The sequence below is a fragment of the Nonomuraea sp. NPDC050404 genome (assembly GCF_040655495.1).
Lineage (GTDB): Bacteria > Actinomycetota > Actinomycetes > Streptosporangiales > Streptosporangiaceae > Nonomuraea.
Window position 1 is genome coordinate 212,344 of record NZ_JBFAKB010000012.1, and the last position, 13,260, is coordinate 225,603.

Annotated in this window: 18 protein-coding genes; 6 read left to right on the top strand and 12 right to left on the bottom strand. The window is 68.1% G+C overall.

Annotated features, from left to right (window positions below; genetic code table 11):
• Positions 1 to 63 precede the first annotated feature (63 nt).
• A complete protein-coding gene (locus AB0I81_RS32030) occupies positions 64 to 1,302 on the top strand; it encodes an MFS transporter (RefSeq protein ID WP_360663946.1) in 1,239 nt (412 codons plus the stop codon).
• A gap of 81 nt (positions 1,303 to 1,383) precedes the next feature.
• Here AB0I81_RS32030 and AB0I81_RS32035 read toward each other — a convergent pair whose 3' ends face one another.
• The 3 genes from AB0I81_RS32035 to AB0I81_RS32045 all read right to left on the bottom strand — a co-directional run bounded on the left by AB0I81_RS32035 (position 1,384) and on the right by AB0I81_RS32045 (position 3,867).
• Positions 1,384 to 2,136: an MBL fold metallo-hydrolase gene (locus AB0I81_RS32035; protein WP_360663948.1), complete on the bottom strand. Its 753-nt coding sequence runs from the start codon at positions 2,134 to 2,136 to the stop codon at positions 1,384 to 1,386.
• Entirely contained in the window at positions 2,133 to 2,957 is an 825-nt protein-coding gene (murI, locus tag AB0I81_RS32040; RefSeq protein ID WP_360663950.1) for a glutamate racemase, read from the bottom strand. The genes AB0I81_RS32035 and murI overlap by 4 nt, the downstream gene beginning before the upstream one ends.
• Before the next feature lie 118 nt (positions 2,958 to 3,075).
• A complete protein-coding gene (locus AB0I81_RS32045; protein WP_360663952.1) occupies positions 3,076 to 3,867 on the bottom strand; it encodes a thioesterase family protein in 792 nt (263 codons plus the stop codon).
• A gap of 103 nt (positions 3,868 to 3,970) precedes the next feature.
• Here AB0I81_RS32045 and AB0I81_RS32050 point away from each other — a divergent pair, with 103 nt between their 5' ends.
• Both AB0I81_RS32050 and AB0I81_RS32055 read left to right on the top strand, forming a co-directional pair.
• The gene (locus AB0I81_RS32050; RefSeq protein WP_360663954.1) at positions 3,971 to 4,297 is read left to right on the top strand and encodes a hypothetical protein; all 327 of its coding nucleotides are present in this window, start codon (positions 3,971 to 3,973) and stop codon (positions 4,295 to 4,297) included.
• Between the two features lie 85 nt (positions 4,298 to 4,382).
• On the top strand, positions 4,383 to 6,242 hold the full coding sequence (locus tag AB0I81_RS32055) for a DUF3352 domain-containing protein (protein WP_360664442.1): 1,860 nt from the start codon (positions 4,383 to 4,385) through the stop codon (positions 6,240 to 6,242).
• 100 nt (positions 6,243 to 6,342) lie between these two features.
• On the opposite strand, the gene AB0I81_RS32060 is transcribed toward AB0I81_RS32055, so the two are convergent.
• The 5 genes from AB0I81_RS32060 to clpS all read right to left on the bottom strand — a co-directional run bounded on the left by AB0I81_RS32060 (position 6,343) and on the right by clpS (position 8,995).
• The gene (locus AB0I81_RS32060; RefSeq protein ID WP_360663956.1) at positions 6,343 to 7,290 is read right to left on the bottom strand and encodes a cysteine synthase; all 948 of its coding nucleotides are present in this window, start codon (positions 7,288 to 7,290) and stop codon (positions 6,343 to 6,345) included.
• Between the two features lies 1 nt (position 7,291).
• Positions 7,292 to 7,564, bottom strand: a complete 273-nt coding sequence (locus AB0I81_RS32065; protein WP_360663958.1) for a MoaD/ThiS family protein — start codon at positions 7,562 to 7,564, stop codon at positions 7,292 to 7,294.
• A gap of 140 nt (positions 7,565 to 7,704) precedes the next feature.
• Positions 7,705 to 8,106, bottom strand: coding sequence for a M67 family metallopeptidase (locus AB0I81_RS32070; RefSeq protein WP_360663960.1), 402 nt, complete (start codon positions 8,104 to 8,106; stop codon positions 7,705 to 7,707).
• A 9-nt stretch (positions 8,107 to 8,115) separates the two neighbouring features.
• Positions 8,116 to 8,640 carry a DUF2017 domain-containing protein gene (locus tag AB0I81_RS32075; protein ID WP_360663962.1) on the bottom strand — a complete coding sequence of 175 codons (525 nt, stop codon included), beginning with the start codon at positions 8,638 to 8,640 and terminating at the stop codon, positions 8,116 to 8,118.
• 61 nt (positions 8,641 to 8,701) lie between these two features.
• Positions 8,702 to 8,995, bottom strand: a complete 294-nt coding sequence (gene clpS, locus AB0I81_RS32080; RefSeq protein WP_360663964.1) for an ATP-dependent Clp protease adapter ClpS — start codon at positions 8,993 to 8,995, stop codon at positions 8,702 to 8,704.
• A gap of 40 nt (positions 8,996 to 9,035) precedes the next feature.
• Between clpS and AB0I81_RS32085 the strand changes: the two genes are divergently transcribed.
• Both AB0I81_RS32085 and AB0I81_RS32090 read left to right on the top strand, forming a co-directional pair.
• Positions 9,036 to 10,325, top strand: coding sequence for a nicotinate phosphoribosyltransferase (locus tag AB0I81_RS32085; RefSeq protein ID WP_360663966.1), 1,290 nt, complete (start codon positions 9,036 to 9,038; stop codon positions 10,323 to 10,325).
• 15 nt (positions 10,326 to 10,340) lie between these two features.
• On the top strand, positions 10,341 to 10,910 hold the full coding sequence (locus tag AB0I81_RS32090; protein ID WP_360663968.1) for a nicotinamidase: 570 nt from the start codon (positions 10,341 to 10,343) through the stop codon (positions 10,908 to 10,910).
• A gap of 1 nt (position 10,911) precedes the next feature.
• Here the strand turns inward: AB0I81_RS32090 and AB0I81_RS32095 are convergent, their stop codons facing one another.
• Both AB0I81_RS32095 and AB0I81_RS32100 read right to left on the bottom strand, forming a co-directional pair.
• Complete coding sequence (locus AB0I81_RS32095) at positions 10,912 to 11,334, bottom strand: PIN domain-containing protein (RefSeq protein WP_360663969.1); 423 nt, start codon at positions 11,332 to 11,334, stop codon at positions 10,912 to 10,914.
• On the bottom strand, positions 11,334 to 11,567 hold the full coding sequence (locus AB0I81_RS32100) for a CopG family transcriptional regulator (protein WP_360663971.1): 234 nt from the start codon (positions 11,565 to 11,567) through the stop codon (positions 11,334 to 11,336). Before AB0I81_RS32100 ends, AB0I81_RS32095 begins: the two co-directional genes overlap by 1 nt.
• Before the next feature lie 164 nt (positions 11,568 to 11,731).
• Between AB0I81_RS32100 and AB0I81_RS32105 the strand changes: the two genes are divergently transcribed.
• On the top strand, positions 11,732 to 12,316 hold the full coding sequence (locus AB0I81_RS32105; RefSeq protein WP_360663973.1) for a hypothetical protein: 585 nt from the start codon (positions 11,732 to 11,734) through the stop codon (positions 12,314 to 12,316).
• A gap of 60 nt (positions 12,317 to 12,376) precedes the next feature.
• Here the strand turns inward: AB0I81_RS32105 and AB0I81_RS32110 are convergent, their stop codons facing one another.
• Entirely contained in the window at positions 12,377 to 12,754 is a 378-nt protein-coding gene (locus AB0I81_RS32110; RefSeq protein WP_360663975.1) for an STAS domain-containing protein, read from the bottom strand.
• A gap of 213 nt (positions 12,755 to 12,967) precedes the next feature.
• Positions 12,968 to 13,192 (bottom strand): hypothetical protein, encoded by a 225-nt coding sequence (locus AB0I81_RS32115; protein WP_360663977.1) that lies wholly within the window; start codon positions 13,190 to 13,192, stop codon positions 12,968 to 12,970.
• Positions 13,193 to 13,260: the final 68 nt, after the last annotated feature.

The window sequence follows — 13,260 nt, forward strand, 5'->3', positions numbered from 1 at the left end:
TCACCCTATCTCCGCGCCCCGACACTCTTGACCAAATGTGTCCGACACATGGATCCTTACGCAATGACAACGGGGGTGTTGCGAAACCCTGACTTCCTCCGGTTCATCGGTTCGCATGTGGCGAACGAACTCGGAGCGAATATCTTACGGGTGGCGCTTCCACTGGTCGCGGTGCTTGTGCTGCACGCCGGGCCCACGGAGGTCGGGGTGCTGTCGTCGCTGCAGACGGCGGGGTTCCTGCTGGTCGGCCTGCCCGCGGGGGTGTGGGTCGGCCGCCTGCGCAAGCGCCGCGTGATGATGGTCTCCGACGTGGCCAAGGTCATGCTGCTCGGCAGCATTCCGCTGGCGGCGGCGCTGGACCTGCTGACGATCCACATGCTGTTCGCGGTCGCGCTGCTGGTCGGCGTGTCCCAGATCTTCAACGACGTGGCCGATCAGACGTACCTGCCCGATCTGGTCGGCACCTCGCAACTCGGCGACGGCAACTCGAAACTCGAGGTCGTGCGCTCGGGAGCGGTCCTGGGCGGGCCCGCTCTCGGCGGCACGCTGGTGCAGTGGCTCGGCGCGCCGTTCACCGTGGTCGCCGGCGCGGTCGGGGCGCTCGCCTCGGTCGCGCTCCTGGCCACGATCAGGGCGCCCGACAAACCGCCCGCCGACGTCGAACGCACCCCGCTGCTGCGCAGCATCCGCGAAGGGCTCGCGTACGTGCTGAGCGACCGCCTGTTACGGGCGTTCGTGCTCTCCTCCGCGACCGGCAACCTGTTCGTCAGCGGCGTGCTGGGCCTGTCGGTGTTGTTCCTCACCGAGACCGTCAGGCTGTCGCCCGGCGCGGTCGGGCTGCTGCTCATCTCGGGCGGGATCGGCGGCCTGCTCGGTGGCCTGACCGGTGGCTGGTTGTCCAGGAAGTTCGGCACCGCGCGGATGACGTGGCTGGCCGGCACGATCGGCCCGCCCTTCGCCCTGCTCCTGCCGATGACGCAGGCCGACTGGCGGGTGGTGTGCTTCGCGATCACCTCGATCATGATCACGTGGAGCGCGATCCTCACGAACGTGGGGCAGGTCACCTACCGGCAGACCGTCACCCCCCAGCACCTGCTGGGCCGGGTCAACGCGTCGGTGCGCTTCCTGACCTGGGGCGTGATGCCGCTGGGAGCCCTGTTCGGCGGCCTCGTCGCCGAACAGATCGGGGTGCGGCAGGCACTGTGGCTGCTCATGATCGGCAAGACGCTGACGTTCCTGCCACTACTGTTCTCGCCGCTGCCGCGCATGCGCGACTTCGACGAGGCTCAGGCCAGATCGTAGACGGCTTTGACGTGGCTCAGGCCAGGCCGTAGACCGGCTTTGACGAGGCTCACGCCAGGTCGCAGGCGGCTTTGACGAGGCTCACGCCAAGTCGTAGACGGCGCCGCTGCGGGCCAGTTCCACCGGCCCGCCGTAGCCGCCGCCGGTGGCTTCCTCCAGCACGGTGGCCTGGTCGTTCCACGGGACGAGGTGGGTGAGCACGAGCCTGCCCACATCGGCCTTGGCCGCGTGCTCGGCCGCCTGGCGGCCGGTCAGGTGCAGGCCGGTGGGCAGGTCGGGGCCCTCGACGAACGACGCCTCACACAGCAGCAGGTCGACGCCGGTGGCCAGTTTGACCAGTTCGTGCGACTCTCCGGTGTCGCCCGAGTAGGCCACGCTCCTGCCGCCGTTGACCACGCGGAAGCCGTACGCCTCGACCGGGTGGTTGACCAGGCCCGCGGTGAGGGTGAACGGCCCGATCTCGAACGTGCCCGGCGCCAGCGGCACGAACTCGAACGCGGTCTCAAGACCGGGCTCCTCCGGCATGCCGTACGCGGCCGCGAGCCGCTGCGGGGCGTCGGCCGGCGCGTAGACGGGCACGGCGGGGTACGGGGCCGCGGGGCCGTAGGTGCGGGCCACGTGGTAGCCGCAGATGTCCAGGCAATGATCGGCGTGCAGGTGCGATAGGCAGATCGCGTCCACGTCGTACAGACCGATGTGGCGTTGCAGCGCGCCCAGCGACCCGCTGCCAAGATCGAGCAGCATCCTGAACCCGTCGGCTTCGAGAAGGTAGCAGGATGCGGGGCTGTCGGGGCCGGGGTAACTTCCGGAACATCCGACGATGGTCACCTTCATGTGGGCCTCCCGTTATAGGTAGTACCCCCCACTGGCGCGACTTCGACCGCATCGATCTCCGGGCCCAGGAAACGCCGCCCCAGCCGGGCGAAGAGCAGGGAGTCGCCGGTGGCGCGGAAGCGGTGCCGGGGGGTGGCCTCGCCTCCCGCCGCCAGTTCGCGGTCATGCAGGATCCGGTAGACGTCCTTGGCCGTCTCGTCCGCGCTTGAGATCAGCGTCACCCCGTCACCGGCGACGTAGGAGATGGCGCCGGTGAGCAGCGGGTAGTGGGTGCAGCCCAGGATGAGCGTGTCGCATCCGGCGGCCCTGATGGGCTCCAGGTACTCGCGCACGACCTCGATGAGCTCATCGCTCATCGTCTCGCCTCGCTCGACGTACTCCACCAGGCGTGGGGCGGCCACGCCGGTGAGCTGTACGTCGGGAGCCGCGGTGAAGGCGTCGTGATAGGCCATGGACTGGATGGTGGCACTGGTCGCGATCACGCCGACCCTGCCGTTGCGGGTGGCGCGCACCGCACGCCTGGTGGCCGGCATGATCACCTCGACGACGGGCACGTCATATCGCTCACGGGCGTCGCGCAGCACGGCCGAGCTGGCGCTGTTGCAGGCGATCACGAGCATCTTGACGTTCTGCTCGACGAGGTGGTCCATCACCTCCAAGGCGTAGGCGCGCAACTCCGCCAGGCGTTTCGGCCCGTACGGCTGATGGGCCGTGTCGGCCACGTAGGTGATGGATTCGCAGGGCAGCTGGTCGATGATCGCACGGGCGACCGTCAGGCCGCCGACCCCGCTGTCGAAGATCCCAATACTCGCGTCCGGCACGCTCTTGAGGGTAGGCGACCTGCACGATCAACACTGCGTAAGAATGCTCACATTGAACCGCGTCGTGCCTGATGGGGTGTTACCTCGGTCACAGTTGGAGCTGAAGTTGAAGCCGGGTTCAGCCCCTGCCGACGCGGGCGAGCTGGCGCGACTGGGCGACCAGGCGGCCGGTGGAGTCGCGTACCTCGACCTCCTCGTCGAACCAGCCGTCGGAGACCAGCCGGCCGCTGCCGAGCAGCGTGAGCCGGCCGGGCGCGGGCAGCGCGCGCAGGTGCCAGGTGAGGTCCACGGTGGGGGCCCAGCCGCGCCCGCCGGCGGAGAACACCACGGGCGGCAGCGCGTCCACGGCCAGCGCCAGCACGTACGGGTCGGGGTCCTGGGGCTCGGTCATCCTGAAGTACGCCCGCGACTCCGGCCTGCCCGTGGGCTCCCCCTTCAACCAGCCGATCGTGGGCGGGTCGAACAGCAGCTCCATCTGGGCGTTCAACGTCATGCCGGATTCGGGCTTGGGGTCGGGAAGCTTGACGCAGTCTTCCGCCGCAGGCATCTCATAAGCCGCTTTATCGGCATAATTTGGCTCCACATCCTGCAAAGTGGCCGTGGTGATCAAGCCCTCGATCTGCGCCACCCCGCCCTGCACCAGCGTGACCCTGGCGAACGCGGCCGTTCTGCCCGCCTTGAGCGGCTCCACCCTGACCTGCGCGGGGCCGGCGACCGGCGCCTTCAGGAACTGCGCGGTCGTGCTCACCGGATGCTCGAACGGCGAGGCGTCCACCGCCGCGCGCAGGATCACGGCCATCAGGTAACCGCCGTTGAGCGGGCCGCCGATCGCGTATCCGGGGTCGAGACACACGTCGTAGGTGTTCTCGTCCACCCTGATCGCCTGCGTGGCCTCGTCGAACTTCGTCATCCGCCCTGCCTCACGTCTGGAACTATGTTCTAGATACTCTAGAGCATTCCGCCATCAGCGCGCCTACCTGCGAAAACGTGATTCGGCTGACAACGTGTCGTTCATGGCAAGTGTCACCGAACTCATCGGTCAGTCCGTTTGGGACTCGGGCGGGGTGTGGGTCGGTTTCGTGGTGGACATGCGGGTGGTCAAGCACCAGGGCGAGTTGCAGCAGAGCCACACCGTCTACGGTCTGGTCGTGTCGAGCCGGCGCGCGCCGGTCCTGCTCGGCCTCACCCGCGATCGCCAGGGCCGATCGGCCTGGCTCTCCCGGACGCTGGCGCGGACGGTCTACGCCGGGTGCACCTTCGTGCCTTGGGCGAACGTCAGCGACTACGGCGACGGCGAGGTCTACCTCGATGTTCCGAGAAAAGAGCTGAATCGGGTGTAATTCCGACTTCAGTACATTGCAAGCGCCGATACAGCAACATCAGCTACCTTCTCTGTGGTCAAAAGTCCACATTGTGAGTTGAGTGATGTCTGCGAACAATCCCCCCTATGGCCAGGATCCTGATCGGACCACGGCGTACAACTGGAATCAGGGGCAGCAGCCGGAGAACCCACCCACGGCGCAGTACCCGGGGCAGCCGTACCCGCCCCAGCAGCCGTATCCGCAGCAGCAGCCTTATGGTCAGCAGGGAAACCAGGGTCAGGGAGCCTACGATCAGCAGGCGTCCTACGGCCAGCAATCCCAGTACGGCCCCCAGTACGGGCAGCCCCAGCAGAACTGGCAGCAGGGCCAGCAGGCCCAGCAGGGCCAGGGCGGCTGGCAGCAACAGCCGCAACAAGGTTGGCAGCAGCAGGACCAGCAGCACGCCCAGGGCGGCTGGCAGCAGCAGGGCCAGTACGCGCAAGGTGGCTGGCAGCAGCAGGGCCCCGAGGGCTTCGGGCCGGCAGAGCCCGGCAAGAAGGGCCGCCCAACCTGGATCATCGCCGTGGCGGCGGCACTGGCGGTCGTCCTGCTCGGCGGCGGCGCGGTGTGGGCCGTGGGCGCCTTCGGCGGCGGCGGCACGCAGCCGAACGACGTCCTGCCCGCCGACTCCATCGCCTACGCCCGCCTCGACCTGGACCCGGCGGCGAACCAGAAGGTGGCGCTGTTCGAGCTGGCCAGGAAGTTCACGGTCACGAAGGACAGCTTCACGGGCGAGGACCCGCGCAAGGCGCTGTTCGACCTGATCAACGGCCAGGACGCCGACAGCAAGGTCGACTTCGCCAAGGACGTCGACCCGTGGCTGGGCAGCCGGATCGGCTTCGCCGCGGTCCCCTCCGGCAAGGAGGAGCCCGACATCGCGGTGGCCGTCCAGGTCACCGACCAGGAGCTGGCCAAGGCCGGCATCGCCAAGCTCATGGAGGGCGACAAGTACGGCATCGCCTTCCGCGAGGACTACGCGCTACTGAGCTCCACCCAGGCACTCGCCGACAAGTTCGCGCAGGGTGAGGGCAGCCTGTCCGACAACGCCAGGTACAGCGAGGACATGGGCGCGGTCGGCGAGCAGGGTGTGCTGTCGTTCTGGGCCAGCATGGGCGGCCTGATGGAGCTGGCCAAGCAGGAGGTCTCCGCCGAGCAGGCGTCGGCCGTCGAGAAGATCAAGGACGCCAGCTTCGCCGGCGCCCTGCGCTTCGACAGCGCCTACGTCGAGCTCGCCGGCGTCGTACGCGGCGCGAAGGGCATGGCCCCCGAGGGCGACCTGCCCGTGGCCAACCTCGGCACCCTGCCCGCCACCACGGCCGGCGCCCTGTCCGTCTCCGGACTCGACCAGGTCGTCAACAAGCAGTGGGCCGAGATCGAGAAGCAGGCCGCGGCGGCCGGCGGCGCGGAGATCAAGCAGATGATCGAGCAGGCCAAGACCCAGCTCGGCGTGGAGCTGCCCGGCGACCTGGCCACGGTGCTCGGCCAGAACTTCACCGTCGCGGTGGACGGCGAGGGCCTGAACAGCGACCAGATCAAGGGCGGCGTGCGGGTGGCCACCGACCCGGCCAAGGCGCAGGCGATCCTGGACAAGGTGCTGCAGAAGTTGTCCCAGGGCGGCCAGGCGCCGCAGCTGGCCAAGCAGAGCGGCGACGGCGTCTACACGGTGGCGACCACCGACGAGTACGCCAAGAAGCTGATCGAGGAGGGCACGCTCGGCGACTCGGAGACGTTCCAGGCGGCGATCCCGAACCCGGGCGAGTCGAACTACGCGCTCTTCGTGGACCTCGACAAGATCGAGAACCTGTACCTGCAGTCCATGCAGGGCGACGACAAGGCCAACGCGCAGGTGCTGCGGGCCGTCGGGCTGAGTGGCACGCAGACCGACACCGAGGCGACGTTCTCGCTGCGCGTGCTGTTCAACTGAGCGCGCTAGAACAAGGGGGCGGCCGGTCAACGAGGACCGGCCGCCCTTCCGTTTGCACCCCTCAGGGCCCAGAGCCGGAGCTCAGGCCCAGACCTGGAACTCAGGCCCAGAGCTGGCCTTCGAGGCGCTCTTCCGCCTCATCCAGCGTGCCCTCGTACGCACCCGTCGACAGGTACTTCCACCCGCCGTCGGCCACCACGAACACGATGTCGGCGCGCTCACCCGCCTTGACCGCCTTGCCCGCCACACCCAGCGCGGCGTGCAGCGCGGCCCCGGTCGAGACGCCGGCGAAGATGCCCTCGGAGGACAGCAGCTCGCGGGTGCGCCGCAGCGCGTCGGCCGAGCCCACCGAGAAGCGGGTGGTCAGCACCGACTCGTCGTACAACTCGGGGATGAAGCCCTCGTCCACGTTGCGCAGGCCGTACACCAGCTCGCCGTAACGCGGCTCGGCCGCGACGATCTGGACGTCGGGGACCCGCTCGCGCAGGAACCGGCCGACCCCCATCAGCGTCCCGGTCGTGCCGAGCCCGGCCACGAAGTGGGTGACCGTGGGCAGGTCCGCGAGGATCTCGGGACCCGTGGACTCGTAGTGGGAGCGCCAGTTGGCCGGGTTGCCGTACTGGTAGAGCATCACCCAGTCAGGGTGCTCGGCGGCCAGTCCCTTGGCCACCCGCACGGCCTCGTTGGAACCGCCGGCGGCGGGCGAGGAGATGATCTCCGCCCCCCACATGCGCAGGAGCTGGCGGCGCTCCTCCGAGGTGTTCTCCGGCATCACGCAGATCAGCCTGTAGCCCTTGAGCTTGGCCGACATGGCCAGCGAGATGCCGGTGTTGCCGCTGGTCGGCTCCAGGATCGTGCAGCCCGGCGTGAGCAGCCCGTCCTTCTCGGCCTCCTGGATCATCCACAGGGCCGGCCTGTCCTTGATCGACCCGGTCGGGTTGCGGTCCTCCAGCTTGGCCCAGATCCGCACGTCGGCGGAGGGCGACAGTCTCGGCAGCCCGACCAGGGGCGTACGGCCGACCGAGTCGATCAGAGATTCGAAACGCATGTCACCCGCCGGCGACAGCTGGGAGCACGGTCACCGTGTCGCCGTCGGACACCGGCGTGTCGAGGCCGCCGAGGAAACGCACGTCCTCGTCGTTCAGGTAGACGTTGACGAAACGGCGCAGGCTGCCGTCGTCCACCAGCCGCTCCTTGATGCCGGGGTGGGCGGCCTCAAGGTTGCTGATCAGCTCGTTGAGCGTGGCGCCGTCGGCGTTCACTGCCTTGGCGCCGTCGGTGTAGTTACGCAGGATGGTCGGAATGCGAACCTCGATGGCCATCGCGCTCAGTCTCCTAGGTCAGGTCGTCGTCCCATCGGCATGCAACGCCGATGGCTGGATGCGGATTCCGCCTCATCGACAGTCGTAGACGACGACGGCCGGGCTGTGCGCGAAGAGAAAGCTCTGCACCGGCCTGACCATCATGGGAGAAACCTTACCTCTTCCTCGGAAATCACACCGTCGAGGATGCGGTAGGAGCGGAACTCCACCTCGTTCTCGTCCCTCGTGGAGACCAGGACGTAGTGGGCCTCGGGCTCGGAGGCGTAGGAGACGTCGGTGCGCGACGGGTACGCCTCGGTGGCGGTGTGGGAGTGGTAGATCACGACGGGCTCCTCGTCCCGGTCGTCCATCTCCCGCCAGACCCGGAACTGCTCCATCGAGTCGAATCGGTAGAAGGTGGGAGAACGCTCGGCGTTCTCCATCGGGATGAATCGCTCGGGCACGCCGTTCTTGCCCGCGATCACGCCACACGCCTCGTCCGGGTGATCCGCCCGGGCATGGGCGACGATCTTGTCAACCAGTTCCTGCGAGATCGACAGCATGCCCGGAAATTACCAGAGGGCTCTGACGAGGCTGTCCTGGAGGTAGGTCAGCCAGTCGTAGGTGACGTAGGCCGGGTAACGGGGGTCGTCCTCCGACATCGTCGCGATCTCGTCGTGCACCTCCTCGGTCACCTCCAGCTTGGTGCCGAGCGTCAGGCGCAGGTCGTTGAGCGCGCGCAACCACGCCTGCGCCTGCTCCGCCGTCAGCTCCGCCCGCCCCGACCTGGCCGTCTCGTGGACGACCTGCGCGTCGGCCCGCTTGCCGTCGCGCAGCGTGGCCTCGGTGTAGCGGCGGAACTCGGCCGACTCCTTCTCATCCTCGTACGCCGAGGGGAACAGCCTGGCCAGCACGGGATCGGACGGCGCCGCCCCGTCCCCGATGCCCAGCGCCCGCTCCAGCGGGTCGTCGCCGGTGTGACCGGGCGAGACGATGCCCAGCATCATGGACACGAGCGAGCGCAGCAGCGACACCTCCGCCGCCTCGAACACGGTGACGACCGCCCCGTCCCTGCCCCGCGAGAACCCCGAACTCACCCGCGTCGCCTCACTGTCCTCGGCTCCGGTTTCCTTGCGTTCGCCGCGTTCGCCATGTGCCTCACTTGACCGAGTCCGGCTGGACCGTCGCCCACAGGCCGTAGGAGTGGAGAATCTGCACATCCCGTTCCATCTCCTCGCGCGTGCCACTGGACACGACCGCCTTGCCCTTGTGGTGGACGTCCATCATCAGCTTTTCGGCCTTCTCCTTGCTGTATCCGAAGACCGTCTGGAAGACGTAGGTCACGTAGGACATGAGGTTGACCGGGTCGTTCCAGACGATGGTCACCCATGGCAGATCGGGCCGGACGTCCGATGACGGACGCTCAACGGCGATTGGAGCGGTGCTACCCACATCCACGAGTCTGCCCTATCTGGGCCGTAGTCTTCGAGTCGTGACAATGACCATGAGCACTGCGTTGCTCACAGATCACTATGAGCTGACGATGCTCCAGGCCGCGTTGCGGAGCGGAGCGGCGCAACGGCGCGCGGTTTTCGAGGTGTTCGCCCGGCATCTGCCAGGTGGCCGTAGGTACGGGGTTGTCGCCGGCACGGGACGTGTCCTGGACGAGCTCGAACGCTTCCGTTTCGGTGACGAGGAACTCACCTACCTGCGAGAACACGAGGTGGTCGATGAGACCACCCTGGCGTTTCTCGCCGATTACCGCTTTTCCGGGAACATCTACGGCTACCGCGAGGGCGAGCTCTATTTCCCCGCCTCGCCGATCATGGTCGTTGAGGGCACATTCGCCGAGGCCGTACTGCTTGAGACCGTTACACTCTCGATACTCAACCACGACTGCGCGATGGCCTCCGCCGCCTCCCGCATGTCGAACGCCGCCGGCAAGCGGCCCCTCATTGAGATGGGCTCGCGCCGCACGCACGAGAGCGCCGCCGTGGCCGCCGCCAGGGCCGCCTACATCGCCGGATTCGCCTCGACCTCCAACCTGATGGCCGGACGCCTGTACGGGGTCCCCACGGCCGGTACGGCGGCCCACGCGTTCACCCTGCTGCACGACTCGGAGCGGGCGGCGTTCGAGGCCCAGATCGCCTCGCTGGGGCCGGAGACCACGCTGCTGGTCGACACCTACGACGTGGCGCAGGCCGTACGCACGGCTGTGGAGCTGGCAGGCGAGAAGCTGGGCGCGGTCCGCATCGACTCCGGAGACCTGGCGGCCGCGGCGCAGGAGGTGCGCGAGCAGCTCGACGCCCTCGGCGCCTTCAACACCCGCATCCTGGTCACCTCCGACCTCGACGAGTACGCCATCGCCGCGCTCGCCGCCGCCCCCGTGGACGGCTACGGCGTGGGCACCTCCCTGGTGACCGGCTCGGGCGTGCCGACGGCGGCCCTGGTCTACAAGCTGGTGGCCAGGGAGACGGCGACGGGCAAGCTGGAGCCCGTGGCCAAGCGCTCGGTGGGCAAGCCGTCGCGTGGGGGCCGCAAGGAGGCCTACCGGCTGCTCGACGAGCAGGGCCACGTCGAGACCGAACTGATCACCACCGGCGGGCTCGCCCCGCAGAACGGCATCCCCCTGCTGCACGAACTGGTCCGCGACGGCCGGGTCGTCGGCCGCGAAACCCTGTCCGCCGCCCGCGAACGCCACGCCGCCGCCATCGCCACCCTTCCCCAGGAGGCCCTCCACCTCGGACGCGGATACGCGGCGATCCCCACCGAATTCGCCTGACGTATCGTGCTACCTATGGGCACCGCGTTGATCATCGTCGATGTGCAGAACGACTTCTGCGAGGGTGGCAGCCTGGCCGTGGCCGGGGGCTCGGAGGTGGCCGCGGGCATCACCCGACACGTGGCCGACCACGGCTACGACCACGTCGTGGCGACCCGCGACTACCACATCTCGCCCGGCGCCCACTTCTCCGGCACCCCCGACTACGTCTCCACCTGGCCCGCCCACTGCGTGGCCGGCACCCCGGGGGCCGACTTCCACCCCTCGTTCGACGTGTCGGGGGTCGAGGAGGTCTTCAGCAAGGGCGCCTACGAGGCGGCCTACAGCGGCTTCGAGGGCGCCTCGGGCGACGGGGTGGCACTGGCGGACTGGCTGAGGGAGCGCGGGGTGCGTGAGGTGGACGTGGTGGGCATCGCCACCGACCACTGCGTCCGCGCCACGGCCCTGGACGCGGTCAAGCACGGCTTGGCGGTACGCGTGCTGCTGGACCTGACGGCAGGCGTGGCCAGAACGACCACGGACGCGGCCCTGGCCGAAATGCGCCAGGCAGGCGCCACCCTGCGGGGAGCGCCTGCGGTGGGCTGAGTCAGTTCGCGTCGGCGGGCAGGACCGTGAACGCATCGCCCCAGAGCGGCTTCATCGCCCTGAAGTGACGCTGGTCCAGCGTGAGTACGCGGGTCGTCTCGTAACGTGCGGCCAGGAGAGCCACGGACGCGTCGGCGAGGCCCACCTTCATGGCTTCGTAGCGTTGGATGACCTCTGCCGCGCGTTCGACCTCGTAGTGTGTCACCGGAACGAGCTCGTAGACGCCACGCCCGACTTCACGCAGGTAATCCAGCTCGGCACGTAGCCCGATCCGGTTGAGGAGCATGTAGTCCAACTCGGCGAGGACGAACGGCGAGAGCACGATCGTTCCCGTCTCGTTGTCGAGCACCTTCTTCGCGGCGAGATGCTCCGGAGCAGCTCGGTCGACAGCAGCGAATGCGCCGCTTGTGTCGAGGATGAGCATCAGTCGAGTCCGTCCTTTCCGAACCCTTCGGCCAGAACGTCATCCACGCTCCGGGCCAGATTCGGATCGCCGCTGTCGAACAGGGGAAGCCGCGGCCGCGGACGCTCCCGGACGGCCTCGTCGCTCAGCGCGCGCGTGATGGCCTCGCGCATGAAGGCTTCTTCGGACATCCCATGCGCCCGCGCCGCCTCAGCGACCCGGTGCTTGATGTCTTCAGGCAGATACAGACTCACCTCAGGCACCCTTCTACGGTAGCCCGGCGCCCCATGACGCCGTCGATCACGAAGAGTACACACTGGGCAACGTTCAGTTCATGTGATATCGAAGAGAGCGAACCCACTCCGAAGCCAAAGTAATACGGAGAGTAATAGATCTTCCAATCTGTGGAGGGTTTTTCATGCTGCCTCTCTCCCTCGGCTTGGCCTGGCTCCTGCTCGCGCCCCTCTGCCTCTGGTTGCTCGTCAAGGGCAGCAGATCCGAGCGGGCGGGCGCGATCGTGACCTTAGCCCTGCTGGAAGCGGGGACGATCACGATGAACTCGCTGCATCCGACCATCCCCGTCCAGCAGGCCGCCGCGCACACCATGCCCGCCCCACCCGCCCCCCACCGCACTCTCTCCTCGCCCGGCCCCGTCTCGCCCGCGCCCGCCGCCCGCACAACGGTCCTGCCCGGCTCCTGTGACGAGCACGACCCGGTCCCCCGGTCCGCGCGGGTCGGGAAGGAGCTCGTGCTCGTCTGGCCGGCGCTGCCGCGTGAGTGCGGCGCGGCCGAGGTCACCCTGCGTGCCCGGGGCAGGGAGTTGCTGATCTGGCTGCACGAGTCCCCGCACCTCGGGGAACGCGGGAGCCACCCCAACGTGCTCGTACGGCCCGTCGTCGTCACAGACGGCATGGCCAGCCTGAGGGTCCCGTTACCCGGCAGGCCGGACTGCATTCCGACGGATGGCCGCAGCGGACGGCGCATCCCCCGATCGGAGGCGTGAACGGCCGGGGAAGCGCGGACCGGCCCGCCGCTCGAATCCGGAGCGGCGCGGCCGGCATGTCTAAGGTTGTGCCACGGCCAGTCGCAGTGCGTCGTCGAATTTCGCGAACACCTCGAAGGCGTGCCGCAGGCCGGTGATCGACAACACCCGGGCCATCACCCCCTGCACTCCGCCGAGCAGCAGCCTGGTGCCCCTGGACTCGCAGCGCTGCATCATGTCGACGAGTTCGTTCATGCCCATGGAGTCACAGAACGAGATCTCGCCCAGGTCCAGGATCAGGAAGGGCTTGGGGGGCAGCTCCCAGATGTGCTGCAGGTGCTCCCGGAGGATCTGCAGCGCGTTCACGTCGAGCTCGCCCTCGAGCCTGATGATGATGGCGTTTCGAGAGAGGCCGGAAGTGACGCTCAGCGTCGACTTTCCGGTGGCCTCAGACGACATGGGCAAAGCCCTTCTGCATATCCGCAAGACAGCCAAGAGTTGTTGTTGCCGCTTCCGTCGAGCTTCTAACAGAAGGCCACTGCTCTGTGTCCAAACACACAGAGTCACTCACCGTAATCGTCGGCCGGGAGTCTGATTCGTACACTTTGACCTGGTATTTCGCCTGAACCGCGCGCGACGCCTTGGGGGGCGCGCCGCGCGCGACGGTGTCCTTCAGGCCCCGCCGTAGGTGATCATGTAGGCGAGGAGCAGGACCGTGAGGATCACGAGCATGACGCTCGTGCCGCTGACCACCATGACGAGCTGGGTCCGGCGGAACAGCTTGCGGATCGCCGTCACCGTCAGCCCGATCAGGACGGTCAGCATGAGGAGGGACAGGTGTCGGGGGTCGGGTGAGGCGGGCATGGCCACCGAGAGGTGGAGGGCTACTGTGTCCATGAGGTTTTCCCTGCTGCGGAGACGCGCTCTGAACGGAACCTTGCTTCTTCGCCGGGATGCCGCTCCTG

Excerpts from the sequence above, each read along its gene's own strand:
- AB0I81_RS32070 (WP_360663960.1), bottom strand. The coding sequence starts at position 8,106 with ATGCTGTCGATCTCGCAGGAACTGGTTGACAAGATCGTCGCCCATGCC.
- AB0I81_RS32095 (WP_360663969.1), bottom strand. The coding sequence starts at position 11,334 with ATGCTCATCCTCGACACAAGCGGCGCATTCGCTGCTGTCGACCGAGCT.
- AB0I81_RS32105 (WP_360663973.1), top strand. The coding sequence starts at position 11,732 with ATGCTGCCTCTCTCCCTCGGCTTGGCCTGGCTCCTGCTCGCGCCCCTC.
- AB0I81_RS32030 (WP_360663946.1), top strand. The coding sequence starts at position 64 with ATGACAACGGGGGTGTTGCGAAACCCTGACTTCCTCCGGTTCATCGGT.
- AB0I81_RS32065 (WP_360663958.1), bottom strand. The coding sequence starts at position 7,564 with ATGGCCATCGAGGTTCGCATTCCGACCATCCTGCGTAACTACACCGAC.
- AB0I81_RS32110 (WP_360663975.1), bottom strand. The coding sequence starts at position 12,754 with ATGTCGTCTGAGGCCACCGGAAAGTCGACGCTGAGCGTCACTTCCGGC.
- AB0I81_RS32035 (WP_360663948.1), bottom strand. The coding sequence starts at position 2,136 with ATGAAGGTGACCATCGTCGGATGTTCCGGAAGTTACCCCGGCCCCGAC.
- AB0I81_RS32050 (WP_360663954.1), top strand. The coding sequence starts at position 3,971 with ATGGCAAGTGTCACCGAACTCATCGGTCAGTCCGTTTGGGACTCGGGC.
- AB0I81_RS32060 (WP_360663956.1), bottom strand. The coding sequence starts at position 7,290 with ATGCGTTTCGAATCTCTGATCGACTCGGTCGGCCGTACGCCCCTGGTC.
- AB0I81_RS32115 (WP_360663977.1), bottom strand. The coding sequence starts at position 13,192 with ATGGACACAGTAGCCCTCCACCTCTCGGTGGCCATGCCCGCCTCACCC.
- AB0I81_RS32055 (WP_360664442.1), top strand. The coding sequence starts at position 4,383 with ATGTCTGCGAACAATCCCCCCTATGGCCAGGATCCTGATCGGACCACG.
- AB0I81_RS32090 (WP_360663968.1), top strand. The coding sequence starts at position 10,341 with ATGGGCACCGCGTTGATCATCGTCGATGTGCAGAACGACTTCTGCGAG.
- AB0I81_RS32045 (WP_360663952.1), bottom strand. The coding sequence starts at position 3,867 with ATGACGAAGTTCGACGAGGCCACGCAGGCGATCAGGGTGGACGAGAAC.